Here is a 22,199-nt window from a genome sequence, read left to right on the forward strand (position 1 = left end):
AGAACCTGCCCGCCCGGCGGCCTGCTCGGGTAAGTGCACAAGGCAACGTGCGGCGACGCCGCCAGCGCCGGTGGGTTCCACCAGTAGCCCGTGCCACGGGGAAGCGTGCTTGGATGACAGGGCTTCCAACGGACCGGGGTGGCTTCTCAGCCCCGGGGCGGCCCTGGCCGGGCCGGACGGCGGGGGACGCCCCCAGCGGGCGTCGGACGCCGGGCGTGCGGGATCACCATCCCGGGCCCGCGCCCGGGTCATGCATCCGCCACACCGAGGAGCTGGACCCACCCATGTCCGACAACGTGCTCGCGCAGAACCAGTACGGCAAGGCCGAGAACCGCATCGTCACCGTCACCCGCTCCGGCAACGAGGGCGCCTGGCACCAGGTCAGGGACCTGAACGTCTCCGTCGCCCTGCGCGGCGAGTTCGACGAGGTCCACTTCAGCGGCGACAACGGCAACTGCCTGCCCACCGACACCACCAAGAACACCGTGTACGCCCTGGCGAAGGAGCACGGCATCGCCTCGCCCGAGGCATTCGGCCTGCACCTGGCCCGCCACTTCGTCCAGTCCCAGCCGGTGATCCACCAGGCCCGGATCCGGATCGAGGAGTTCGCCTGGGAGCGCATCGTCACCCCCGCCAAGCAGCGCCACTCCTTCGCCCGCAAGGGGCAGGAGGTCCGCACCGCCGAAGTCCTCTACACCGGCGCAACCGACACCTTCCAGGTGGTCTCCGGCCTGAAGGACCTCGCCGTCCTCAACTCCACCGGGTCGGAGTTCCACGGCTACATCAAGGACCGCTACACCACCCTCAAAGAGGCATACGACCGAGTCCTGGCGACCAGGGTCACCGCCCGCTGGGCCCACGCCCGCACCGGGACGTACGGCGACGACGCGTTCGACTGGGACCGCTCCTACCGCGAGGCCCGCCGCCATCTCCTCGAAGCCTTCGCCGAGACCTACAGCTACTCGCTCCAGCAGAGCCTGTACGCCATGGCCAACCGGGTCCTGGACAACCGCCGCGAAATCGACGAGGTCCGGCTCAGCCTGCCCAACAGCCACCACTTCCTGGTCGACCTGGAGCCGTTCAGGCTGACCAACGACAACCAGGTCTACTACGCGGCGGACCGGCCCTACGGCCTGATCGAGGGCACCGTCCACCGACCCGGCGTCACCCCGGTCATCCCCACCGACGACTGAGACCACCGGACGGCACGGCTCGCCACGCGGGCCGCAGCGGTGTGCTGGATCAGGTTGTAGGCGAGCAGGGGCAGCAGCACGGCCGGCCGGTCGGCGAACCAGGCACTGGCGAGCACCGAGGCCCCCATGCTGCTGTCCATGCCCGCCGCGATCCGTTGCGCCAGCGGCGCGGCCGAGGCGGTGGTGCAGGGGGTCCGCAGGTGCCCGATCAGGAGGCCGCATCCGCATGTCGTCACCGCCGCAAGCCCCGCCAGGGCCAGGGCCTGCAGATCGGTTCGCGAGAGCGCCTGGCCGAAGGCAACCGAGGCGTTGCCGTAGCACAGCAGGTGGACCGAGATGCCGCGTGCGCGTTTGACTGGGACAAGGACTTTGACGACGTGGCCCTCGTGGGCGAAGCGCCGCAAGGCCAGGGCCGATGTGCAGGGCAGGATCACTACGCCCAGCAGGAACAGACAGCCCGCACTGTCTGCGGTGTGGTGCAGCCGCGTACCCAGGTGAGCATGGGTCAGCACGGCGGCGCAGCGCAGACCCAAGGGGATGGTCACCGGGCTGAGCAGCATCGACGCGAGCACGACGGCCTTGGCTGGATCGGCTCTGACCGTCTTGCCGCCCGTGGCGGTGCCACTGGAGAGCTGGACGGACAGGACCAGAGCGCAGCCGATCCAGACGCTGGTGGTCTGCTGCGTCCCGTCCCATCCCGTCACCATGGCGGCCAGGGCAGGCATCAGCAGCATGGGCAGAGCAGACGTCAGCGCAAAGCCAGCTGCCGGCATGCGGCGCCTGCCTGCGGCAGATCCACCACTCCAGGGCCGGCCGTCCAGCGCGGCACTGAACAGCGTCACCGCCAACAGCACCGCCGACAGCCGAACGCAGAATCCGTCGCAGTTGAGACGGGCATGTCGCAGGACCAGGCCCGGACGAGGCAACACCAGGGCCACGAGATAGCAGGCTACGATCGGCGCGGGCATCCGCAGCCCGCCCCGCCCCCTTTCCGCTGCCCCTGGGAGCCGCTGCTCCACCGCAGTCCCTCGTACGGGGCCACTGCGGCCGCCGAATCTCAGCAGCACGGACCGTGCGTCACTTCTCGACTACTCATGGTTTCCAATCCTGCGTTCAAGCACCCCTCCCGGCAACTCGACTCGACGGTCAGCCCGGCCAGTGCGGAGCCACTTCTGGGCGGATCCGGCAATGGCGACTCACTCCCGCCTACCCCGGCCGGGTCGGGAATGGTCGACCGCCTCAGCGCGGTACGGTCGAGCGCACCGCCGACCCCGAGGACCGGGGCGGTCCGGCTGGTGGCCACCGAGGCCGGGCGCCGGGTAGTGCACAAGGTGACCGAGCGCCGCCAGACCGAGATCACCAAGGTCGTCGCCGCCATGCCGCCCGAGCACCGGGGTGCGATGGTCCAGGCAATGCAGGCGTTCGCCGACGCCGCTGGCGAGGCCCAGATCAACCCCACCGCCTACGCCGGACTCGCCCTGCCCGGCTGGGCGTGACCACTCCGTGCCCCGCGAGCGCTCCTGAATGGTGTTAAAAGATTGATAAAGTGGTTGCTGGTGTGCCGGGAAGTCTGGTCGGCGCGGGGGACGGCCTGACGCGTTGTGCGCGGGCGCCCCCGGTAGCGGACATAGGTGTCGACACATGCACGCGGTAGCTCTCGTCCTGTTCCTGGTGGTGCTGGGCACGACCGTGGCCACCGGGGCCCAGCGCTGGCGCGTCCCCGCTCCCTCGCTGCTGGTCCTGGCCGGAGTGGCGGTGGCCCTGATACCCGGCACCCCGGCCCTGCACATCGCCCCGCAGACCATCGGCCTGGTCGTACTCCCGCCGCTGCTCTACGCCTCGGCCGAGGAACTGTCCCTGCGCGACCTGCGCACGGTGTGGCGGCCGGTCACCGTGCTGGCGGTCGGCCTGGTCCTGGCCTCGGCCGCCGCTGTCGGCGTGCTGGCGAAGGTGCTGACCCCGCTCAGCGCCTCGATGGCGTTCGTCCTGGGTGCGGTCCTGGCCAGCACCGACCCGGTCGCGGTGACCGCCCTGGGGCGTAGGCTCTCCCTGCCGGGCCGGGTGCAGGTGCTGGTGCAGGCCGAGAGCCTGTTCAACGACGCCACCTCGCTGGTGCTGTTCAAGGTCGCCCTCAGCTTCGCCGTGGCGTCGGGCACTGTGGGGTGGCAGGGCGCGGGCGGCGAGTTCCTGCTGCTGGCCGGCGGCGGATGCGCCATCGGCGCCGCGATTGCCGGGGTGGTGGTGCTGGTGCGCCGCCGCACCACCGACCCGGTCCTGGAGACCGTGATCGCCCTGATCACCCCCTACGGCGCCTACGTCGCAGCCGAGAGCGTCCACGCCTCCGGCGTCACCGCGGTGGTGGTCGCCGGGGTGCTGCTGGGCCGCTCCGGCCACCGGCTCACCGACGCCCGCATCCGCCTGCAACTGGGCGCCGTGTACTCGGTGGTGGTCTTCGGCCTGGAGAGCGTGGTGTTCAGCATCGTCGGCCTGGAACTGCCCGCCCTGGTCCGCGAACTGCCCGGTGCCAGTGGCCTGTGGCCGCTGCAGGCCGCAGCGATCGCCGCCGTGCTGATCGCCCTGCGCAGCGCCTGGATGCTGCCGCTGTCGGCGGCCGTCAAACCCGGCCAGGGACCCTCCCTGCGCGTGGCGGGGGTCTTGACCTGGGCCGGAACCCGTGGCGTCATGCCCCTGGCCGCCGCCCTGTCGATCCCGCTGGTCGCCGACGACGGCCGCCCGCTGCCCGGCCGCCCACTGGTCCTGGTCCTGACCACCGCCGTGGTGGTCTTCACCCTGGTGGTCCAGGGCCTGAGCCTGGCCGGGGTGGTCAAACGCTCCGGCCTGGCGGTCGAACCCGAGCACACCGCGCGCGAGCAGGCCCGCACCCGCGACCGCCTGGCCCGCACCGGCCTGGAGTACCTGGACCAGCTCACCGATCTGGAATCGGTGCCCCAGGCCGCCGTCAGCCGCGTCCGCACCGCCCTGACCGCCCGCCTGGACCATGATCAGGACACCCCCGCCGACGCGGTTCCCGACAGCGCCGAGCAGCTGGCCGCCTACCGCGGCCTGCGTCGCGAGGTCATCGCCCTCCAGGTCGACGAACTGCGCCGCCTGTACGAGGAGCACCAGGTCAGCGACACCACCCGCCGCAACCTCCAGCACGACCTGGACCTGGAGGACGCCGCCATGGGCGGCACCTGAAACAGGGCTTCCACCATGCCAGCCGTCAGGATCGGCCGTGTGCTGGATCCTGGCACCGAGGCTGTGTCGCTCCGGCGCCACTCCCGCCGCGACCGCACGTAGTAGAAAGGGAGGATGGGAAGACAGGCAGTGGCCGTGCTCTGCGTGCTCGCGATGGTAGCCGTCGTGGTCGGCGTGGATGTTCTGTTCTTCAGGCATCGGTTCTGGGAGCGGTTGATGGTGAACGTCGGCATCGTCCTGGTGTTCGCCGCGTTCTACTTGAGGTTCCTCAAGCGCTCGTGAGCCCTGCCTCCGCAATGCGGTTCACCAGGTGGCGGGTGATCACGCCGGACCTGTGGGTGGCCTGGACTCGCAAGACATCGGTCGCAGGGCTCGCGGACCTCAACTCGGACCGACGCCCTGACCTGTGCTGCTGTCGGCCGGGATCGCAGGTCTGCCCTGGAGCGATACGCGCCGGAGCCGGCCGGGTCAGTGCAGGGTCCTGCTCATGCCGGTCTGGCGCAGGGCGTACTCCGGCTGCCCGGACGCCCCCAGCAGGCGCAGCGCGTCCAGGGCCCCCGCCTCGCGCACATGGTCCAGGAGCACCCACACCGCATCGCGGCTCAGATACGTGACCGCAGTGAGGTCCACCTCCATCGTGCGGTAACCCTGCGCCCGCAGCTCGTCCATGGTCTCCTGCAACCGGGCCGATGCGTGCTCCTCCACACCGCCGCGCAGCACAATCCGGGCTGTGTCACCGTGGCGGGACGCCGTGCGCACCGACGGCCCGTGGCGGACCCGGTCCCACCACATCAGGCACCCGCTCCCTGGTCCGGGCAGCGCGGCTCAGCCATCACCGCCGTTTCTTCCCGGAGGAGCGAGCCCCGGCCGGTGCTCCAGGCCGCGCCGGGGCTTGCCGGGGCGGGGGTCGGCACGGCGTCCGCGGGCAGGGCGTCGGCAAGGGTCTCGAAAGAGGGGAAGGCACCGTCCAGGCCCCAGATCCCGAAGACCCGCCTTGCCCCGGTACCGACAGCGGGCAGGACCAGGTGCACCGCACCGCGTTGCCCGAGCATGGCGCGCCGCAGTCCGAGCAGCAGACTTGCTCCGGAGGAGTCGCAGAACGTCAGCGCTCGCAGATCCACCACCATCCGGCGGCAGCCGTCGTCGACCGGGGCGTGCAGCGCCTGCCGGACCTCTGCGGTCGACTCCACATCCAGTTCGCCGCTGACGCGCACCCACTGCCAGCCCTGCACCGCGCCGGAACCGACCTGTGCTCGGGACACACCGCTCCCTTCCAGCGTCCAACGCGGACATATCGGCGACCTGCCCCGCGCTGGAGTCGCGACCGCATCGACGCCAGCCGGGCCGAGAGATCGGCAAGGGGGTGGCGCGGATGCGGCCGTACCCAATCACCTTGCATTATGCAATGGAATCGGGGTGCGTGCCAGCGCCCGCCGCCTTCCACCGTCACCGGGGTACAGGCGGCGCGTCGAGCGGATGGTGCAGACGCGGCGTCAAGGAACGGATAAGGTCCCAGCCTGGTGTGCCGGGAAGTCTGGTCGGCGATACAGGCAGTCATGCCCGCAGCGGACCAGGAAGGCCCACGCCCATGAGTCCCGACCACCAGCATCCCGCAGTCCCTGGCGGTACCCGTGGCTGGCTGCACACCCGGCCGGTGCTGCTGGTCGCGTTCGCGTTCGCCGTGATGGCCGACCCGGTGTCCTCGGTCGCCTACGCCATCGAGGCCGCCCTGCGGGCCCTGCATGGGGACCTGGACCTGCTGCTGCCCACCATGGGCCTGGTCGTCGCCCTGATCGGGCTGGTCATCGTCAACTACCACCAGCTGGTCGCCCGCTACCCGGGCGGCGGCGGGGCCGCGGCGGCCGCCGGCGAGGCGTTCGGGGAAGCCTGGGCGTTCGTGCCGATCGGCGCACTGATCGTCGACTTCGTCCTGACCATCGCCATCAGCTCGGCCGCCGGAGCCTCCGCGATCATCGCCTACCTGCCCGCCGCCGCACCCTGGCGCATCCCCCTGGCCCTGGCTCTGACCGCCGCCGTGGCCGGGCTGACCTGGTTCGGACACCTGGGACGCGCGGTGTTCGCGGCCATGACCCTGGCCTTCATCGCCGTCACCACCCTGGTCCTGATCGACGGCCTAAACGCCCCCGTCCACCCCAGCGGCACCACCACCCACACCCCCGGACACTGGGCGCCGCTTGCCGTCGCCCTGGCCTTCCCCGTCGCCATGGCCCTGGCCACCGGCGTCGAAGCCCCCTCCTCCGCCATCGCCCAACTGGGACAGCTCGACGACAAGGGCCGCCGCCGCTTCGGCCGCACCACCCTGTGGCTCACCCTGGTGATCGTCGGCACCATCACTCTGGGAATGACCGCCGAAGCCGTCCATCTGCGCATCGGCATCCCCGCCCCCGACAGCACCCAGATCGCCGACCTCGCCCAACGCGCCGCCCCCAAAGCCCTCTACGCAATCTTCCAACTCGCCACCGCACTGCTGCTGCTGTCCGCCGCGTCCTCCTCCTTCCAAGCCGGACCCGGCCTACTCAAAGCCCTCGCCCGCCACCACGACCAAGACGGAGACACCGGCATCCTGCCCACCCCCTGGGGCACCACCAACCGCCACCACACCCCCTACTGGGGCGTCCTGGCCTTCCTCCTCGCCTCCGCCGCGGTCATCACCGCCGCCGGCGGCCAGGACCAACGCCTGGTCCTGTTCTACGCCGTCTCCGTCTTCATGGCCTTCCTGGCCGGCCTGCTCGCCATGGCCCGCTTCGCCGCCCGCGAACACCACCACGGGCACCTGGCCCTGAACGCCGTCGGTGCACTCGCCGTCGCCTTCACCCTCGCCGTCAACCTCGCCCGCGGCGAACCCCTCGCCTCCCTGGCCGCCGCCCTGTTCATCGCCGCGATCCTGCACCGGCTCTGGATCAGAGCAGGCCGCCCCCGCGGCATCCGCAACGCCGCCGCCAACGCCGAAGCCACCCCCGGCCAAGCCCAGTCCACGGACGCGGCCCACCGGCCCACCTGACCGCGTCCTCACACCCGCGACAGTGAACCCCCGGGCACCGCTACTAGGTCGGCCGCGACCACCGCTCTTCGCGGAGGTCCCCCGAGAGCAACCACCATGCCGCTGAATGGCACCCCCGGAGGTTGCTCTAGCACGCCAGCCCGCTGGCGCTCAGGCCGCCTGCACCGGCCGCATTGCCGAGTCCAGAGCCGAACTCGCCTGCTCTGCCAGGGTGACCGCCACCAGCCGGGCCTGGGCGGAGGGCATCGTGCCCGGCGTGGAGTCGAGCATGAACCGGCCGACGTATCCGCTGCTGCCGAACACGCGCAGCTCCATCTCGTCGGGAAGTCCGAGCCGGTCCGCATCCCAGCGCTTGCGCCCCACCATCACCGAACCGTCGTGCTCCAGACGCGGCGGGTTCCCCATGAGCGTGCCGTACTCGAAGCGACAACCATGCAGCTCCAGCAGGTCGACCAGCTCAGCCCGCACATGCTCGGCCACGGCATGCGCCGACGCACCGGAGTGCGCGAGCGCGGCGGTGTCGTGGATCCGACCCAGATACCCGGCATCGGTGACCGCGATCACCTGGAACCGGCGCGCACGAGCCGCCAACTGGGAAACCGCCAGCCCGACAAGCAGCAACAACACGGCCGTGGTGACGTCAGAGGAATCGCTGATCGTCAGCCGCTCATAGGGGAGAGTGAAGAAGAAGTCGAACCACACCGCCGCGCTCAGCGCAGCGAGCGCCCCGGCCAGCCGGTGCCCCAAAGCAGCCACTGCGACCACCACCACGACCAACAGCAGCGCCACGTTCGTGTTGGCCAGATGGCCGCGCCACGGCAACAGCACCACCGCGAGCAGCAGCGGCGCCAACACCGCCACCAGCAAGGAGACCGGACCACGAGAGACGTACTGGCGCATCACGCACCTCCTAGCGTCCAGGTATAGACAGGACGGTCACCGCCCACAAGCGGCAGGACACGTCGTTAACGCAACCCTTGCGGCAGAGGCCGCGCAGGCATCCACGCCGTCCGCACCGGCCGATCACGCAAAGGAATACACCAGTCCTGGGTCCCCGAGTGTTCGTCGGCTCAGTTGCCGCGGTCAGGCCCCGTGCCGCTGGGCGTCGATCTTGGCCCTCTCCGATCTGAGCGCCCTGCGGGAACGGAACTGCGCGGCGGTTAGATAGGTTGGGTGGGGCTGCCCGGCAGCCGACAGGCGACGCCCGGGAGATCGGCTGGAGCACCCGGATTTCGCCCGTATGAGGATGAGAAGTGATGGGCAATGAGGAGATCCGGGGAGAGTGATTTTTGCAGCCCAGTGATCATGTCGCCGCATCGTTGCAGTTCAGCGTCTTGGTCGGGGAAGACTCCCGATCATCGGCGCGGACGAGCCGTGCCGGCCGCCGCGCGCGCAGGGTGGTTGGCCGGTGCCTCCCAAGCCGCAGAGGCGGACTTGGCGGGGCGCACGGTGGAGCGGGCGCGGGCGACCGTGGCTCGCTGGATGGCGGCGGTGACGGATGCCTGACGGGCGTCGCGGGGAGTCGGCGTTTTGGGGACCGGGGGCTGGAGCGGCGCGACCGGGGTGAGGCGGATCAGGTGGACGACCTCCGCGTGGATCATGTGGCGTTCACGCACGACGGGAGCGGGGTCGGCCATCGCCGCCGCAGTCGCGGCCACCAGGTGGACCGGCGTGCTGCTGGTGAAGGTCGCCTCCGCCCGGGTGCCCCACCCTGGTGGCCCGGCCCACAGGGTCCAGAGCGGATCGCGGTTGCTGCTGCGGGGATCGAGCAGCAGCCCGGCCTCCCTGTCGGGCGCCAGTAGTTCCACGGTGCCCAGCTCTGCTCCGCCGTCGCGCTGCCAGCCTGCCGCCTTCAGCGTCCTGCCCACCTCCGCGTAGCCGGTCCTCGGCGCGGTCAGGAAGCGGTCGGAGTCCCACGCCCATTCCTGCGCGAGGGCGTTGGTCAGACCGGCCACGATCTCGGGCGGGAAGTTCTGGTTGAAGACAGCGGTCCACGCCGGTGCTGCCAGGGGGCGCTCGTAGGCGGCGATGCGCCACAGGTCGTAGTCGTCGCCGAAGAACCCGATCTGGATGCGGGAGTCCGGCGAGCTGACGATGTAGCTGCCCAGGTCGTCCACCTGGTGCGGCCAGCCCAGGCGTTGGACCGGGGCGAAGCCCGCGTCGCCGGCGTAGCTGCTGCCTGCCAGGTAGCGGGGGCTGACGTGGTACTCGTCCCACTTCGGGTCGGTCCAGTCGGTTGACATTTCGGGATCCAAACAGGGGTGACGGGGCGATGAGGGACGGCCGGTGGCGGTGTGGCCGGGTACGGGGCCAGAGGCCGAACACGGCGTCGGCAGGCAGCCGAACGGACGGCGGGCAAGCGAATCTGGTGCTCGACGACACGTCGGTCACCGGACCCGGGCGGGCGCGGACCGGGCGGTGACAGCCGCCGGCACCCGCGGCTGCGGCTGCGGCGAGTGGCTGAACAGGGCGCTCGGCGCGGCGGCGCTGCGGCGCAGGGCCGCCGCGGTGCGGATGCCGTCCGAACCCAGCGGGACACCGGTACGGGTGCGGGTGGCCGCAGCGGTGGGAGCCGGGGGCGAGGGGCGCCGCTGCACGGCGACGGGGTTGCTCCAGTGCTCGACCGCCGCGTAGACCGGGCCGAGCGCCCGCCCGGCGTCGGTCAGGACGTAGGGGGCGCCGTGGCGCGATCCGGTCCGGGTGACCAGGCCGTCGAGCTGAAGGCGGTTGAGCCGCAGGCGGGTGAAGCCGTTGTCCAGCCCGGCCTGCGCCGCGATGTGGCTGAACCGCATCGGTCCCGCATTGAGGACCTGGACCACGGCGGTCGAATGACGAAGGTGCAGACGACGCACGGCATCCTCGACGCGCTCGGCCCCGGCCACCTGGCCCAGCGCCAAGCTGCTCTGCGACCAGTCGGACAGGGCACGGTGGACCGGGCCCAGCGATTCACCGAAGGCGCTGAGCTGGTAGGGAGCGCCGTGGCTGTCGTCGGTTCGGGCGACGAGCTCGTCAGCGTGCATCTGGGCCAGCCGCTTGCTGACGAGCTGCTCGCTGACGAAGGGGAGCCGGGCGGCGACATCACGCACACGCATGGGGCCGCCCTGCTGGGCCAGGGTCTGCGCCGACCAGGCGGTCCACTTCGGTGCTATCAGGGACAGTGCGTCCTCGACACGCTGGGCGTCGACCGAGCTGATCGGGGAGGCAGCGGGCTGTATGGGGGTGGACATGGGGTGAACTCCGTTGGGGGGATGGTGGTTTCGAGGCGGGTGGCGGGACCGAGGGTCAGTAAGTTGTGCTCTCGGCGCGGAGGCTCCGGAGCACGGCGCCCAGGCGGCGGTTGCTGACGTGAATGCCCCGGTCGCGCAGGCCCCGGCGCAGGGCGTCGCGGTTGAGTCGGCACAGGTCGGCGGTGACCTCGCGGGCGACGGCCAGCAGGTCCCGATCGCCGGAGTCCGGGGTCGCTCGCCGGGCTGGGGGCCGCTGAGCGGAGGGCCGGTCCAGTAGGAGCCGGACATCGAGCAGGTCCCAGACCGCCTCGGCCTCGGCCTGCTCCTGGCGTTCGAGGTCGACCACTTCGCTCGCGTGCAGCAGCACGAGGTCGTCGAGGGCGTGGTCGCCGGAGCGGCACCGCTGCCAGGCCGCGTCGAGGCTGCGGCGGGCAGCCCGGGTCGCAGCGTCGGTCTGCGCGAGGCCGCCGAGCCGTCGCAGCACGATGGGCAGGACAGGGTCCTGGGGGCCGCCGCAGGGGTTGCCGCGCTGGAGTTCCTCCAGCGGGCGTCCGTACCGGTGCTCGACGAGGCGGCGGGTGTAGGTCGCGGTTGACATGAGGGAAGTCCTTTCTGAGGAATCAGCGGGATCGGGCAGGTGCGGTGGTCGCGCCGGCGGAAGGTGCGACAGCGGGAGCGGCGGCGGCACTGGAGACCGGGGCAGCGTTGCTGCTGCGGTTGAGGGCGGCGGACACACGCGGCGAGGCCGGTCGTGCCTCGCGCAGCGCGGCCTCACCCTTCTCGGTGAGCGAGAGGAGCTGGCCGGGCCGGTACAGGCTCTCGCTCGGGTCCTAGTCCAGTAGCCCGTCGGCGACCAGGCGTCGGACGGTTTCGGGCCAGACCGCCGTCTGCTGGCCCCGTCCGTCGGAGACGTAGATGTAGCCGTAGACCGTGCTCTGGTGGAATCGCAGCCCGCCGGCCTCGACGGCTTCGAGGGCTCGGAGTTGGCGATCCCCCGCGATGGCCCAGTCGTCGTCCCGGCCCGGGGCCTGCTCCTCTCCCAGGTTTTGGGTCGATGCCTTCGAGGGCTGGGCGGCGTCTGCTTCGGGCAGGAGGCGGCGGTAGGCGGCGATGGCGCGGTCGAGCTGCTCGTAGGCCGCTCCCCGGCGTGCGACGAGCAGCTCGATCTGGGGCCCGGTGGTCCGCAGGATGCCGTCCCAGCCGCGCATGCCGGCGTGGGCGCCTTCGGCAACGGGCGCGAGCAGCTTGATGGCGGATTGGGCGGCGCGGGTGAGTTCGCCGTGCAGTTCGTCGACATCGCGGGCGGCTTCGGCGACCATCCGGCCGACGAGGTCGAGCGGGTCGCGCAGCGGGTGGTTGTCGCTGAGCGCCCAGGGGTCCTCGACGCCGAACTCCTCGGCGACCAGGTGGGCGCCGGGCCGCTGCGCCGCGTCGTGGGGGTTCATTCGGCTGCCTCCATCCGCGCGAGCAGCGAACGGACCAGGGTGGGCAGGCTGTTGGGGCCGTCGCTGATCCAGACGTGGTCGGTCGCTTCAGCGAGGACGTATGTGGCGTCTTCGAGGAGGCCGCTGGAGATCTCCATGCAGGCGTCGGTGATCCGGGAGGCGGCGAGCAGGGACTGGGAGAGCACCGCGACGTAGTCGCCGGGCGGGAGACTGGCGGCCTCGGCGGCGATGCGGATGGCCGCCAGCTCCGGCGCGCTGAAGTCGAAGTCGAGCTCGTCGCCCTCGTGTGCGACGGCGGGTGCGGCAAGGGCTGTGTCCGGCGGGTTCGTGGGGATGCCCACGCGGGTGCAGATCTGGTCGACCGAGGTGGTCAGCTCGGCGAGCGACTCGGTGAGCCATCCCAGCGCGGAGGCGTAGGAGGCCAGGGTGAACAGTCCTGCTGGCGTGGCGGGGAGCGGCTCGTCGGCCACGAACCCTTCGAGCCGCTCGTTCAACTCGCCGACCACCCGGGGGCCTGCGGACAGTGCTCCCAGCACGGGGTGCAGGTAGGAGCGGCTGGGGGGCGTCGGGTATTCGGCGGTGAGGATCCCGGAGACGCTCTGCGCGGCGTTGGCCAGGAGGTCGGCCAGTTCGGTGCGGGGCAGGGGGGCGCGGTTGGCGTTCATCGTTGGGGAGCCTTTCGGGAAGCGGAAGCGGAGGGCTGGGGTGCTGCTGGCGCAGTGGCGGGGGCGGCTGCCGTCTGGGCGGCAGTGCGGGGGGACCGGGACCGGGCGGCCTGCACGCGCGCCTCGGTGGCGGACTCCGGTTCGGTGTCCGGGTGGGGGCCGGTGCGCAGGTGGGCCGAGTTGTAGACCGCGTAGTCCTTCCGGCTGCCGGCGGCGACGAGGTAGATCTCGCGCTTGTGGGTCGAGGTGGGCGGGGCCGGGCGGAACTGGATGACCATGCGGTAGGAGACGGACGGGTCGACGTAGACCTTGTGGAACCCTGCGAGTCGGCCTTTCAGCGGTAGGCAGTCGTCGCTTCCGTGGACCAGGTTCTGCAGCTCCAACAGTGCCAAGTCACGGATCTTGTCGGGGAGTTCCCGCAGGTCCGCGATGGCGTCCGGGTGGGCGGCGAAGGCGAAACGGGCGCGGCTCACATCGACCTGCCGGGGGTCGGCCGGGCAGGGACGCTGGCGGGGGCTTCTACGCTGGGTCCGGTGCCGGGGCTTGTGGTGGAGCCGGCAGAGCGGGCGAGAGCTGCGCGGGTCCGCAGGACAGCGGGATCACCGCGGTATTCCGGCGGCTCCGGCAGGGGAGTGTCGCGGTCGTCCAGCCACTGAAGTGCTGCGTCCTCGTCGGGAAAGGCCCCTTCACGCACGGTGTAGGAGTCGGCGGCCAGGTCCGCTTCTTCCAGGAAGACGCGGATCGGGTCTTGGGAGGCGAGGGAGTCGCGGACCATCGTCCACGTCTCGTAGGGGTAGCCGTCGCTGGTCAGGGTGTCCAGGACCTTGTATCGGTCCCCCGAGTTGCGGATCTGCTGCTCGACGCGGATGGTCTGGTCGTCCGCCGGTTGCACGAAGTCGCTGCTGAGCCGTGTGATCGGACCGGGCGGGCAGCCGCGTTCTATGAGCCAGTTCTGGGCGAAGCCCAGCGCGGCGTGGTTCTCGGACTCGACGGTGAAGGTCCGGGCATCGAGGTCCCGGGCGATCTTGACGGCGACGAGCTGGGGACTACCGGGCACGCCCCAGGTCATCGAACGGTCGTGGACTACGAAGAAGCTGTGCGAGCCGTTCGGGGTGGTGTGGTGCTCGGCCACCAGGGTCAGATCGCCGGGCCACATCATGCTCTCCGCGAATTCGGATTCCTCGTCGCCAGGCATGAGACCGTCGAGCCGGAAGTCGGGTTCGTTGTTCATGCCGTCACTCCGAACTGCTCGGGTGCGGGGGTGGCCAGCACGCGGTGGTTGGGCCGGGTCGGGCTGGTGGTGCACGCGGCGAAGGGGCCGTCGGGGGCGCGGAGGTGGACCAGGGCCTGGTCCAGGTGGTCGCGGTGCCACGTCGAGGGACCGGACAGGCCGGCCTCGGCGTCGGTGAGCTGCTGCCAGGCGAGCCACAGGGCGTGCAGCCGGGCCACGGCCTCGGGGTGCTCGTGCCACTGGGTGCACCACGGGCGGATGGTGCTGATCTCCCGGCCGTACACGGGCAGGAAGAGGTAGTTCACCCAGTCGCTGAGCGCGGCCAGTTCGACGGCGTACGCCTCGCCGCCCAGGGCGAGGATGAACACCGAGGTGGGGCCGGAGTCCTGCTCGGGCTCTGCTTCCCCGTCGGGCGAGGTGGTAGAGCCGGTCGGCTGGGGGTCCGCGGCCACGGGAGTGGGCTCGGAGCCGAGGCGGTCGAGGATGACGCCGTGCTGCCTGACCTCGGCCATGGTCTTGGCGAGGGTGCTGGCGAGGTCGTCGAGATCCCCGTCCGGAACGCGGAAGGGCTCGATGGCGGGGGTGGTCTTGCTGGGGTCGGACATGGGGGCTTGCTCCATCTGTGGGACGGCGACATAGGGAGAGGATCCGGAGAATCCGCGATTTGGCCGTGCCGGGAAATTCCGGTAGTGGGGCGCTACGGCGCCGTGCAGCGAGGGCAGCGGGGGAAGGGTGGCGTCAGCAACTGCACTGCTCGGGTGGCCTGTTGGGGGACGACGCCGTTGCCGAGCGCGGTGAGCTGGGCGGGTCGGCCGAGCCCGGGGGTGGCGGTCACCCAGCCGGGTTCGAGGCCCTGCATCCACTCCACGAAGTCGGCGCGCAGCCGTCCGGCCGCGTCGGTAGGCGGCGGCGCGGGGCGGGTGAGCGTCTCCCAGCGGGTGATGGCGGCGGCGTAGGGCCCCCATCGCCCGTCCGTTCCTCGGTCTGCGTCCACAGCGGCAGGACCACTGCCGACAGGGGCGGTCGCCAGCCCTTGCCGGGGCGGCGGCCCGGGGTGCCGGTGTCGGAGGCCCTCGGGGTGGGCAGCAGGGAGGCCGCCGCGCTGGGCAGGGTCATGTCCCCGTTGCCGTGCCGCTGGTTGGGGGAGCCCTTGATCCCGTCCGACGCCTTCGGAGTCGGCAGCAGCCATTCCACCTCGTCGGCCAGGTTCGGGCCGTGGCCCCCGCTCTTCCGCTTCGCCGGGTGCTGGGATCCGCCGTTCCTGCCGATGTTGGAAGTCGGTGTCTTGAGCAGGGTGCCCGGCGGGCCAGGCGGTGAGGAAGGTGCGCTCGCGGCGGTGCGGGGCTCCGATGTCGGAGGCGCGAAGCACGAGCCAGCGTGCGTCGTACCCGAGGTCGGCCAGGGATCCGAGTACGGCACCGAGTGCCCGCAGAGGAGGCTGACCTGGGGTGTCTCCCAGACACCACGGGCAGGGTTCCACGTCGCCAGGGGAACCGGCGGGTGAGGTGAGGAGGCCGCGCACATTCTTGATCACAACCAAGCAGGGTCGGAGGGCCTCGACTGCACGGGCGACGTGCAGCCACAGCCCCGAGCGGGTATGGGAGTTGAGTCCGGCGCGGCGGCCGGCGACCGAGACGTCTTTGACAGGGGAAGCCCGCCGTCAGGACGCACACCCGCGGGACGAGGGACCAGTCCGTGGTGGTGATGTCGCCCAGGTTGGGCACTCCGGGCCAGTGCCGGGCCAGGATGCGGGAGGCGTCGGGATTGACCTCGGCGTGCCAGGCCAGCGTGCCGCCGAGGGCGGCCTGCACCCCGAGGTCGAGTCCGCCGTATCCCGAGCAGAGCGAGCCGATCAACGGTGGGAGGGCGATGGTGGTCTGCATGTCACCGGCTCCGCGTCGTGCGGGCCGCAGAAGCCAGGGCACGCAGGCCCAGGGCATCGGAGATGGGGTCGTTGTTCACGGCGGATTCCAAGGGGGAGGACGGGCGATGGGCTGGGGGGTGGGGTTCAGCTGTGGCTGCGCGAAGGGGTCGCGCGGAGGCCGGAGCGGACGCGGAACCGAGCCGCTCCGAGGGCGGGGCGGAAGCGCGCGGTGTGCTGCGGGCGAGAGCGGCGTGCACCCGCGCACCGGGTGGGCCGCTCGGCGAAGACGCGGAGGGTGTGGGAGTTGGGCGGCCGTTCGCGATCTGCCAGCGGGCACGGACCTCGTCCAGTAGGCCGAGGGCGTGCAGGGCGTGGTTGATGAGCGGTCCGGGGGCCAGGGCCTCGTTCTCCGCCAGGGCCCGGATGACGCGTGCGGAGGTGGCCGCCGTGCGTGTGATCGAGGAGCGCATGACCTGCTCGCCGAGCCATTCGGCACTGCCGGGATCAAGACCGCCGCAGATGGCCATGACCTGGTCGCCTGACAGCGTGCCGTCGGCCAGCAGCCCCCGCCGCTGGGCCTCCCAGAGTACGGTGATCCGATCGAGGGGCTCGCCCCGGTGGTGCAGCGCGCCGAGGCAGCGGTAGAGCTGGCCGTGGGCCGGGTCGGCGAAGTCGTCCGGCCGCAGCCAGCCCACCACCTCGTCCATGGCCCCCGGCCGGTCGGTCAGAGCGGCCAGCAGGAACCGCTCGTCCTGGGCGACCTGCTCGGCCCGAACCGGCGGCGCGACGACCGGGGCAGTGGCCGGCGCGACCGGGCGCGGTTCGGAGCCCCAACGCCGGGCGAGGTCGCCGAGTACGCCGGTCAGCACGTCGGCATGGTGCAGCGCCCCCTCGACCTCGCCTTGCAGGGCGTCGGCGCGAGCGGCCTGGTGCAGGCGGATCGCGTGCTCGGTGACGCTGCGGTGGATCGCGCCCTCTAGCACCATGCGGCCGTACAACGGAGCGTGTGCGGGGCGCGGGCAGGCCGCGATCAGCGCGTGGGCGTACTCCGGGGCCAGCCCGCGCACGTGGAGGCCGGCCTCGGCGACCGCGTCGGTCACCCAGGACAGCGGTACGACCTCCTCGGTCGTCAGCGCGGGGTGCCCGTCTGCCTGGAGCTTGCGCAGAGCGGCGAACAGGGCCTGGTGGACCGGGCGGTAGAAGTGATCCGGCGCGAGCCAGTCCAGGCGCGAGAGCTGGACCGGGTCGAGCAGCACAGCGCCGAGCAGTGCCCGCTCGGCGCCCAGCAGCGGGTTCATCGCTGACCTCCGGCCTCGGCGGCGGGGGGCTCGTTCTGCCGGGTCCGCAGGTCGGCGACCGCCTGGTCGGCAGCGGCCAGCGCCGTGGCGAACTTGTCCAGCACGCTGGTGAACACGGGATCGGTGGCGAGGATCGCGCCGGCACCGCTGACCAGCCACCACTGGCCGTCGCGCAGAACGACGGGCGAGTGGACGACAGACCCCGGGGGCCGGGTGGGCGCGCTCATGCCGACAGCCCGAAGTCGTCGCGGCTGACGGTCTTGGCGAGGGCCCTTTCAGTGATCGCCTTCGTCGCGCGGGCCGAGGCCGGGCCCACCACCTTGGCGGACGGCTCCTTGTACCAGGGCCGCAGGTCGAGCATGGCCACCCGGATGCCGGTGGCCAGGAGCAGTGCCCGGCCCTTGGGCAGGGCGCGGATGGCGTCCGGGGGCAGGATCCGCTCGGTGCGCATGCTCACCGAGGTGGACTTGCCGCCGTCGCTGGTGGACACCGAGGTGGTCTGGACGTCGTGGTCGCCCACCTGCCTGCTGAGGCGGTCGGCGAAGTCGGCGTCGTCGATGCCGCTTCCGATGACCTTGACGGTCGCGGCGCTCCACAGGGCGTCCATGCCGGCCTCGCCCCAGCAGCGCTGGCCCTGCCGGTAGGACTGCAGGATGGTGATCGGGATGACACCGCGCGAGCCCAAGTGCGAGTAGAGGTCGGGCAGGTCGCTGATGCGGCAGACGTTGGCCGCCTCGTCCAGGACGCACAGTGCGGGCGGGTCCAGGCGACCGCCGGAGCGTTCGGCGACGACGACGGCGGCGCGCATCACGGCGTCTGCGGCAGCCGCGATGATCGCGCTCGCGCTTCCGCCGCCGTCCTTGCTGAGCAGGTACAAGGTGTCGCGGGAGGTGGCGAAGTCGAACGGCCGGAACTGCGGTAGGGCCGGGTCGGGGGTGACCCAGGCGGCGACCTCGGGGTCCAGCAGGCAGCTTGCGTACTGCCGCGCGGTCTCGTAGATGCCGTCCCTGGTCTCGGTCGCGCCCGAGACGGTGCCCTGGAGCTGGGCGGCCACCGCTTCGTGGCCAGCATCGGTGAGCAGGTCCACCGGAGTGCGGTCGGCGGGGGAGGCGAGCCAGGCCAGGACGTCGGTGATCGGGCGCCGGTGGCTGGCGGCTGCCAGGAAGAGACCGCCGAGGGTGTTGCTCGCGGCGGTGGACCAGAAGTCGGAGCCGTTCGACTCGTCAACGCTGGCGGCGACGAAGTGCCCGGCGAGACGCTTCGCCCCGGCCAGGTCGCGGGCGTCGGCCAGGATGTCCCACCACATCTCGCGCGGGTGGTGCGCGATCTGCTGCGGGTCCAGCGTCCAGATCGCGCCGACCTGCGCACGGGCGTCGACCGTCGCGGTGAAGGCATCGTTGGCGGCCTTGTTCGAGGTCAGCAGCACCGGGCCGGGGGCGGCGAGGATCGCCGGGATCGCCAGCCCGCTGGTCTTGCCGCTTCGCGGGGCCATGATCGCGACGATCACGTCCTCCCAGGAGGCGCGGACTTCGGCGCGGCCCGGGGAGAGGGTGCCGAGCAGGATGCCTCGGTCGTCGGGAGCGACCTCTTTTACACTCCCGGCCGCTCAGGGACGGCCGCAGGCTCCGGGCCTTGGCGGTGATCTCCTTGTCCAGCAGCGGGGCGAGGTCGGCCTTGCGGGCGAGGCCGTTGTTCGCACCGCCGCGCAGTCGCATCCACAGGACGAGGCCGCAGACGGTGAGGCCGACGGACAGCAGGCCGGGGATGATCCGCGCGCCGACGAGCAGGGCGGTGGGGCCCAGGTGCGGCCACAGCACGCCAGGGTGCAGCAGGGCATCAGTGACCTTGAAGGACGCCCAAGGACCTGTGCCGACGAGGGAGTTGCTGATGTTCCCGGTCAGCCAAGCCAGGGAACCGAAGGCGAGGGCGATGCCGAGGACGCCGAAGAGGCAGGACAGGAGCGCGTCGGACCCGGTGGTGGTCGAGGGCGCGCTGGTACGCGGTGCGGGCATGGTAGTTCCAGGGGACTGGCGCGGGCGGACGGTGGAGGCGGGGCACGCGGCGCTCTTGTGCTGGTCATCGGGGTAGCTCCTGTTCGGGTGGAGGGTTGGCGGACGGGACTATCGAGTGCGGGGCGCGCGAGACGGCGACGAGTTGGCGGGCATTTCCGCGGTCCTGGCCGAGGGTGTTGTGCGTCGGGCAGCGGCCTGCGGTGAGGAGGTGCGGGCGGCTCGCTACCGATTTACCTCGGGGGCCTGGTCAGCTGGCGAAGCGGTCTCGGTTTCTGGGCCGGCGCTGAGGACGTCGCTGAGCAACTCCCTGGTGCGCAGGACCCTGACCCTGTCGTGGTGGCGGGGGTCGGTGCGCTCGGCGGGACAGGAGGCGAGCCTGTCCTCGGCGATCTCCAATGTCTCCTGGACGTCGCGGAGCATGTCGTGCGCGGCGGCCAGGTAGGTCCACGTCTCGAAGGTCGGATTGTGGTGCGGGTCATCGAACTGGAGACGGGCTCGGGTCCAGTCAGCGGCGGCAGCGACGAGTTCGGTCAGCTGCGGTACGGCTCCGGTGAGAGCACCGTTGACCTCTTCGATGATTGCGGCGACCTCGTTCGGTGACGCGTCCTGGGTGAGGCGGGCGATCATTCCAGGTACGGAGTACGGGTCGGCCGACGGATGGGGGAGGAAGCGGGCCTGCAAGGGCGGCTCTGCGGGCGTTCCGCCGCCGTGGGCCAGGCGGATGTTGTGGGCCATGGCTGCGCCGACGGCCTCGCCGATACTCGTGTAGTACTCAGGCACGGTCTCTCCTTGGTCGTGTGCTGGCTGGCGGGGCCGGTGAGGAGCAGAGCAGCGCGGGCTCCCCACCGCGTGGGTGGACTCCTGGTCCGCCGGTCTGCTGACGCAGGCAGGCGGCGCGATGGCTGCCCTTTGGCGTGGGAGGGCGGTCACGGCCGTGAGCTCGGGAGTGTGTGGAAGTGCCGGGCGCGCTCCTGCTGCCGTTCGGACTCGTCGCGGGCCAGCAACTGATCGGTGAGCGGCGAAGTCTCCAGCCAGACCCGGTGGCGGCCCAACCGCAGCCAGTGGCCCGAGCGCTGGAACCGCAGGGAAGAGGGGAAGTGGGGCATGTTCGGGCTCCAAGGAGGAAGGGGGAGAGCATCGCCGGTCACCGTGTCCGAGGGCTGGGGAACTGTGTCGGCCGTACGGACGCGCCGGCATCGGCTGCCCCAGCACCGAGCGCTGACGACGTCCTGGCCCTGGCCGCTGCGGGCGATGTGGCCAGCGCCGCGCTGTGCGGAGCGGGGAACGCCGAGGGGGCTGGGTCCGTGTCACGGTGCGGGACTGCGCTGTGCCGCCGACACCGAGCAACTCGGCCTCCGAGTCGACAAGTTCCGACTGCGCGGCGCTGACGAACTCAGCGGCGAACCCGAACCGGTCGGAGAGCTGATATGCCGCGTCGTCGAGGTCGGTGATCTGCTCGCCTGCCGCCTCCAACGCTTCCCGGACCCGTTCCAGCGCACCGTGCTCGGGATGGAGTAGGTGGTCGACCGCCTGCCGAAGCTCGACGCTGTTCTCGGCGGACCTGATCTGGTCGGTGAGGCGCAGTAGTTCCGCCCCGGCGGTGTAGGGCCCAAGCGGGTTCGTCGGAGTGGATGTGCGCGCCTGGTCGAGGGCGGGGTCGAGGTCGACGCTGTAGCGGGCGGTGCGGAGCATTTCGGCTGCGTGGGTGGCGATGGCGGTCTGCTCGCCCCGGTCCATGCTGGTCGGCAGGCGGTGCCGGGGGCCGTGCCAGTCGTTGGTGAAGGCGAATCCGGCGTGGTTGAGCAGGGAGTAGGCGAAGGAGTCTCCTCCACGGGCGACGACGCTTCCGCTGGGCTCGGCGGTGATGGTGACGGTGATGGGCACGGAAGGCTCCTGGACGAGTGGCGTCGGGGGAAGGGATGGGGGGAGGTGGCCGAGGTCGGCGGCGATGCGCTGGCACTCGATCTGCAGGCGGAAGGCGTCGCGGTACGGGTCGTGGACGCGGCCGTCCTCACGGACCCGGGTCGCGACAACGACCACCTGGCGGTCCTGGTTGCGCAGGGCGATCCATCGGCAGGCGTCCGGATCACCCGCAGGCGCGATCCCGGTTGCTGCCACCATGCGGCGGGCAACGTCGGCCCACTGGGCGTCGGTCAGGTCCGGGTGGCGGGGATCCGAGCGGACCTCGCAGAACCACACCGGCCGTTGCGGTGCCCCGGGCCCCAGTCGCTCGACGGGGGCGTCGAGCGACTGGGCCAGATACGGCACGTCGTGGCGGGCGAGCATCTCGATCGGGGAACCGTGGCAGTCGCCGTCGATGAGACGGGGGTTGGTGTACGCGCCGCGCGGGCCGGTGCCGAGCTGCTGGCTGAGCAGCCCGAGGGTGTGCTGTTTGCGCTGCAAGTACGCGATCACGACGTTGACCTCGAAGGAGATTGGCGGACAGGAGCCCGGCGGCCGGGCCGTCAGGAACAGAAGGATCCGCGGATTCCGCGGTTTGGCCCTGCCGGAAAACGCTGGTAGACGCCCGGCTCATCGCGTCTGGGTGAGGCCGTGGTCGTAGACGAAGTGCATGCAGGTGGCGCGGGCGTCGTAGGCGTCGTGGTGCAGCCGGGCCCAGCGGCCGTCCTGGCGGATGACGGTGGCCACGATGTCGAGGCCGTCGGCCTGGTTGCGCATGGCGACCCAGCGGCACGCCGAGGGGTCGCCGTCCGGCTCGATCCCGGTGACGTCGAGGACCTCGCGCGTCAACTCGAACCAGGCGTCGTCATCGACTTCCACACCGGTGGTGTTGCGGATGGCGCAGTGCCAGGTGAGTCGCCGCGCTGCGGCGTGCCCGGTCCGCGGCTTCCGCAAGGCGATCGGCTCGTCGAGCAGCAGTGCCAGGTACGGCAGCGCGACGGTGTCCTGAGCGGTCAGTTCCGGGGACCAGGCGGTAAGTAGGTAGGGGGCGAAGCCGGGCTCGCTGCGGTGGAGGCTGCTGAGCAGGTCAACAGTGCTCTCGGTGCGGCGCACATCGCAGAGCAGGGGATAGGTGGGCATGG

The 22,199-nt window shown here is 71.5% G+C and carries 22 protein-coding genes and 3 pseudogenes; 5 read left to right on the forward strand and 20 right to left on the reverse strand.

Annotated features, from left to right (window positions below; all coding sequences use genetic code 11):
- The first annotated feature begins 284 nt into the window (after window positions 1-284).
- Window positions 285-1,193 carry a factor-independent urate hydroxylase gene (gene pucL, locus GXW83_RS02470; protein WP_182441223.1) on the forward strand — a complete coding sequence of 303 codons (909 nt, stop codon included), beginning with the start codon at window positions 285-287 and terminating at the stop codon, window positions 1,191-1,193.
- Here the strand turns inward: pucL and GXW83_RS02475 are convergent.
- Window positions 1,127-2,131: a hypothetical protein gene (locus GXW83_RS02475; protein WP_182441224.1), complete on the reverse strand. Its 1,005-nt coding sequence runs from the start codon at window positions 2,129-2,131 to the stop codon at window positions 1,127-1,129. The two genes, pucL and GXW83_RS02475, sit on opposite strands and share 67 nt — an antisense overlap.
- A gap of 288 nt (window positions 2,132-2,419) precedes the next feature.
- Between GXW83_RS02475 and GXW83_RS02480 the strand changes: the two genes are divergently transcribed.
- From GXW83_RS02480 to GXW83_RS02490, 3 genes are all read left to right on the forward strand, one after another.
- The gene (locus tag GXW83_RS02480) at window positions 2,420-2,689 is read left to right on the forward strand and encodes a hypothetical protein (RefSeq protein ID WP_182441225.1); all 270 of its coding nucleotides are present in this window, start codon (window positions 2,420-2,422) and stop codon (window positions 2,687-2,689) included.
- 145 nt (window positions 2,690-2,834) lie between these two features.
- The gene (locus GXW83_RS02485) at window positions 2,835-4,391 is read left to right on the forward strand and encodes a Na+/H+ antiporter (protein WP_182441226.1); all 1,557 of its coding nucleotides are present in this window, start codon (window positions 2,835-2,837) and stop codon (window positions 4,389-4,391) included.
- A gap of 114 nt (window positions 4,392-4,505) precedes the next feature.
- Window positions 4,506-4,673: a hypothetical protein gene (locus GXW83_RS02490; protein ID WP_182441227.1), complete on the forward strand. Its 168-nt coding sequence runs from the start codon at window positions 4,506-4,508 to the stop codon at window positions 4,671-4,673.
- 186 nt (window positions 4,674-4,859) lie between these two features.
- Here GXW83_RS02490 and GXW83_RS02495 read toward each other — a convergent pair whose 3' ends face one another.
- A complete protein-coding gene (locus GXW83_RS02495) occupies window positions 4,860-5,096 on the reverse strand; it encodes a hypothetical protein (protein ID WP_182441228.1) in 237 nt (78 codons plus the stop codon).
- Between the two features lie 86 nt (window positions 5,097-5,182).
- The gene (locus tag GXW83_RS02500) at window positions 5,183-5,653 is read right to left on the reverse strand and encodes an STAS domain-containing protein (protein ID WP_182441229.1); all 471 of its coding nucleotides are present in this window, start codon (window positions 5,651-5,653) and stop codon (window positions 5,183-5,185) included.
- A 326-nt stretch (window positions 5,654-5,979) separates the two neighbouring features.
- On the opposite strand from GXW83_RS02500, the gene GXW83_RS34745 reads away from it, so the two are divergent.
- Entirely contained in the window at window positions 5,980-7,413 is a 1,434-nt protein-coding gene (locus GXW83_RS34745) for an amino acid permease (RefSeq protein ID WP_182441231.1), read from the forward strand.
- A 150-nt stretch (window positions 7,414-7,563) separates the two neighbouring features.
- On the opposite strand, the gene GXW83_RS02510 is transcribed toward GXW83_RS34745, so the two are convergent.
- The 17 genes and pseudogenes from GXW83_RS02510 to GXW83_RS02590 all read right to left on the reverse strand — a co-directional run bounded on the left by GXW83_RS02510 (window position 7,564) and on the right by GXW83_RS02590 (window position 22,197).
- Complete coding sequence (locus GXW83_RS02510; protein ID WP_182441234.1) at window positions 7,564-8,313, reverse strand: DUF4118 domain-containing protein; 750 nt, start codon at window positions 8,311-8,313, stop codon at window positions 7,564-7,566.
- A 455-nt stretch (window positions 8,314-8,768) separates the two neighbouring features.
- Entirely contained in the window at window positions 8,769-9,656 is an 888-nt protein-coding gene (locus GXW83_RS02515; protein WP_182441236.1) for a DUF317 domain-containing protein, read from the reverse strand.
- A 144-nt stretch (window positions 9,657-9,800) separates the two neighbouring features.
- Window positions 9,801-10,640: a helix-turn-helix domain-containing protein gene (locus GXW83_RS02520; protein ID WP_182441237.1), complete on the reverse strand. Its 840-nt coding sequence runs from the start codon at window positions 10,638-10,640 to the stop codon at window positions 9,801-9,803.
- 55 nt (window positions 10,641-10,695) lie between these two features.
- The gene (locus GXW83_RS02525) at window positions 10,696-11,238 is read right to left on the reverse strand and encodes a hypothetical protein (RefSeq protein ID WP_182441238.1); all 543 of its coding nucleotides are present in this window, start codon (window positions 11,236-11,238) and stop codon (window positions 10,696-10,698) included.
- A gap of 232 nt (window positions 11,239-11,470) precedes the next feature.
- Complete coding sequence (locus GXW83_RS02530) at window positions 11,471-12,085, reverse strand: large ATP-binding protein (protein WP_182441239.1); 615 nt, start codon at window positions 12,083-12,085, stop codon at window positions 11,471-11,473.
- Window positions 12,082-12,750 carry a hypothetical protein gene (locus GXW83_RS02535; protein WP_182441240.1) on the reverse strand — a complete coding sequence of 223 codons (669 nt, stop codon included), beginning with the start codon at window positions 12,748-12,750 and terminating at the stop codon, window positions 12,082-12,084. Before GXW83_RS02535 ends, GXW83_RS02530 begins: the two co-directional genes overlap by 4 nt.
- Entirely contained in the window at window positions 12,747-13,223 is a 477-nt protein-coding gene (locus GXW83_RS02540) for a hypothetical protein (protein ID WP_182441241.1), read from the reverse strand. The genes GXW83_RS02535 and GXW83_RS02540 overlap by 4 nt, the downstream gene beginning before the upstream one ends.
- Window positions 13,220-13,981, reverse strand: coding sequence for a glycosyl hydrolase (locus GXW83_RS02545; protein WP_182441244.1), 762 nt, complete (start codon window positions 13,979-13,981; stop codon window positions 13,220-13,222). The genes GXW83_RS02540 and GXW83_RS02545 overlap by 4 nt, the downstream gene beginning before the upstream one ends.
- Window positions 13,978-14,586: a DUF4913 domain-containing protein gene (locus GXW83_RS02550; RefSeq protein WP_182441245.1), complete on the reverse strand. Its 609-nt coding sequence runs from the start codon at window positions 14,584-14,586 to the stop codon at window positions 13,978-13,980. The genes GXW83_RS02545 and GXW83_RS02550 overlap by 4 nt, the downstream gene beginning before the upstream one ends.
- 92 nt (window positions 14,587-14,678) lie before the next feature.
- On the reverse strand, window positions 14,679-14,975 hold the full coding sequence (locus GXW83_RS33705; RefSeq protein ID WP_225447418.1) for a hypothetical protein: 297 nt from the start codon (window positions 14,973-14,975) through the stop codon (window positions 14,679-14,681).
- Between the two features lie 336 nt (window positions 14,976-15,311).
- A pseudogene (locus GXW83_RS34750) lies at window positions 15,312-15,566 on the reverse strand (DNA cytosine methyltransferase); the annotation flags it as partial.
- A gap of 115 nt (window positions 15,567-15,681) precedes the next feature.
- Window positions 15,682-15,921: pseudogene (locus GXW83_RS34755) on the reverse strand (hypothetical protein); the annotation flags it as partial.
- On the reverse strand, window positions 15,866-17,143 hold the full coding sequence (locus GXW83_RS02560; RefSeq protein ID WP_182441246.1) for a DnaB-like helicase N-terminal domain-containing protein: 1,278 nt from the start codon (window positions 17,141-17,143) through the stop codon (window positions 15,866-15,868). The gene GXW83_RS02560 and the pseudogene GXW83_RS34755, both read right to left, overlap by 56 nt.
- Complete coding sequence (locus tag GXW83_RS02565; RefSeq protein ID WP_182441247.1) at window positions 17,140-17,370, reverse strand: hypothetical protein; 231 nt, start codon at window positions 17,368-17,370, stop codon at window positions 17,140-17,142. The genes GXW83_RS02560 and GXW83_RS02565 overlap by 4 nt, the downstream gene beginning before the upstream one ends.
- A pseudogene (locus GXW83_RS02570) lies at window positions 17,367-19,155 on the reverse strand (type IV secretory system conjugative DNA transfer family protein). The gene GXW83_RS02565 and the pseudogene GXW83_RS02570 overlap by 4 nt, the downstream one beginning before the upstream one ends.
- Before the next feature lie 222 nt (window positions 19,156-19,377).
- Window positions 19,378-21,570: a hypothetical protein gene (locus GXW83_RS33715; protein ID WP_225446706.1), complete on the reverse strand. Its 2,193-nt coding sequence runs from the start codon at window positions 21,568-21,570 to the stop codon at window positions 19,378-19,380.
- A 117-nt stretch (window positions 21,571-21,687) separates the two neighbouring features.
- A complete protein-coding gene (locus GXW83_RS02590) occupies window positions 21,688-22,197 on the reverse strand; it encodes a hypothetical protein (protein ID WP_182441251.1) in 510 nt (169 codons plus the stop codon).
- Between the last annotated feature and the right edge of the window lie 2 nt (window positions 22,198-22,199).

The sequence above is a fragment of the Streptacidiphilus sp. PB12-B1b genome (genome assembly GCF_014084125.1).
GTDB lineage: Bacteria > Actinomycetota > Actinomycetes > Streptomycetales > Streptomycetaceae > Streptacidiphilus.

What these genes read in the sequence shown, in the direction of transcription:
- pucL (WP_182441223.1), top strand. Translation starts at nt 285, where the DNA reads ATGTCCGACAACGTGCTCGCGCAGAACCAGTACGGCAAGGCCGAGAAC.
- GXW83_RS02480 (WP_182441225.1), top strand. Translation starts at nt 2,420, where the DNA reads ATGGTCGACCGCCTCAGCGCGGTACGGTCGAGCGCACCGCCGACCCCG.
- GXW83_RS02485 (WP_182441226.1), top strand. Translation starts at nt 2,835, where the DNA reads ATGCACGCGGTAGCTCTCGTCCTGTTCCTGGTGGTGCTGGGCACGACC.
- GXW83_RS02490 (WP_182441227.1), top strand. Translation starts at nt 4,506, where the DNA reads ATGGGAAGACAGGCAGTGGCCGTGCTCTGCGTGCTCGCGATGGTAGCC.
- GXW83_RS34745 (WP_182441231.1), top strand. Translation starts at nt 5,980, where the DNA reads ATGAGTCCCGACCACCAGCATCCCGCAGTCCCTGGCGGTACCCGTGGC.
- GXW83_RS02510 (WP_182441234.1), bottom strand. Translation starts at nt 8,313, where the DNA reads ATGCGCCAGTACGTCTCTCGTGGTCCGGTCTCCTTGCTGGTGGCGGTG.
- GXW83_RS02515 (WP_182441236.1), bottom strand. Translation starts at nt 9,656, where the DNA reads ATGTCAACCGACTGGACCGACCCGAAGTGGGACGAGTACCACGTCAGC.
- GXW83_RS02520 (WP_182441237.1), bottom strand. Translation starts at nt 10,640, where the DNA reads ATGTCCACCCCCATACAGCCCGCTGCCTCCCCGATCAGCTCGGTCGAC.
- GXW83_RS02525 (WP_182441238.1), bottom strand. Translation starts at nt 11,238, where the DNA reads ATGTCAACCGCGACCTACACCCGCCGCCTCGTCGAGCACCGGTACGGA.
- GXW83_RS02530 (WP_182441239.1), bottom strand. Translation starts at nt 12,085, where the DNA reads ATGAACCCCCACGACGCGGCGCAGCGGCCCGGCGCCCACCTGGTCGCC.
- GXW83_RS02535 (WP_182441240.1), bottom strand. Translation starts at nt 12,750, where the DNA reads ATGAACGCCAACCGCGCCCCCCTGCCCCGCACCGAACTGGCCGACCTC.
- GXW83_RS02545 (WP_182441244.1), bottom strand. Translation starts at nt 13,981, where the DNA reads ATGAACAACGAACCCGACTTCCGGCTCGACGGTCTCATGCCTGGCGAC.
- GXW83_RS02550 (WP_182441245.1), bottom strand. Translation starts at nt 14,586, where the DNA reads ATGTCCGACCCCAGCAAGACCACCCCCGCCATCGAGCCCTTCCGCGTT.
- GXW83_RS02560 (WP_182441246.1), bottom strand. Translation starts at nt 17,143, where the DNA reads ATGAACCCGCTGCTGGGCGCCGAGCGGGCACTGCTCGGCGCTGTGCTG.
- GXW83_RS02565 (WP_182441247.1), bottom strand. Translation starts at nt 17,370, where the DNA reads ATGAGCGCGCCCACCCGGCCCCCGGGGTCTGTCGTCCACTCGCCCGTC.
- GXW83_RS02590 (WP_182441251.1), bottom strand. Translation starts at nt 22,197, where the DNA reads ATGCCCACCTATCCCCTGCTCTGCGATGTGCGCCGCACCGAGAGCACT.